1 pseudogene is annotated in these 769 nt (G+C 60.5%); it reads left to right on the plus strand.

The window, feature by feature from the left end:
- Nucleotides 1–769: pseudogene (locus EWE75_RS24735) on the plus strand (ISKra4 family transposase); the annotation flags it as partial.

The raw sequence follows: 769 nt of genomic DNA on the forward strand, positions 1-769 counted from the left end.
CTAGATGGAGGGTACGTCCGGGACTGGGACCAGAGGAAGGTAAACTTCGAGTTGATCGTCGGGCGATCCATGCCGGATGATCGTGACCCCCGTTATATCGGCTTGGTCCACGGCTATGATCGCAAGCCCAAGCGCCGGCTGTTCGACCTGCTGCGGCAACAAGGGTTGCAGGCCAACCAGGATGTTACGTTTCTGACAGATGGCGGCGAAGAGGTGCGTGCCTTGACCGAAATGATCACGCCGGAAGCAGAACACGTTCTCGACTGGTTCCACATTGCCATGCGCCTGACGGTACTGGAGCAATATGCCCGCGGGGTTGCCCACCATGATGAGAATGAGGGCGCCCGCCTGCTGCGCGAGATGCAGCGGATCAAATGGCTGCTGTGGCATGGCAACGGACATCGCGCCCGACAGCACGCCGATGACCTGCGGGATGATACCAAGGCGCTCGAACTGGACTACCTGCATCTGGCCAAGTTCGCCCGCTCCGCGCAGGAGTTTGCGGTCTACATCAGGTCGAACGCGGGCAGCCTCATCAATTACGGCGAGCGGTTCCGGGCGGGTGAGCGCATCTCATCGGCCATGGCTGAGAGCACCGTCAACGCCGTGGTCAGCAAGCGTTTCGCCAAGCGACAACAAATGCAGTGGACCAGGCGCGGAGCTCATCTGTTGCTGCAAACGCGCACCCGTACCCTCGACGGCACGCTTCGACCTTTGTTCGAGCGATGGTATCCGGGCTTGGCAAATGACAATTTCAGCGACACCGCCT

Source organism: Sphingomonas populi, assembly GCF_004208535.1.
Taxonomy (GTDB): domain Bacteria; phylum Pseudomonadota; class Alphaproteobacteria; order Sphingomonadales; family Sphingomonadaceae; genus Sphingomonas; species Sphingomonas populi.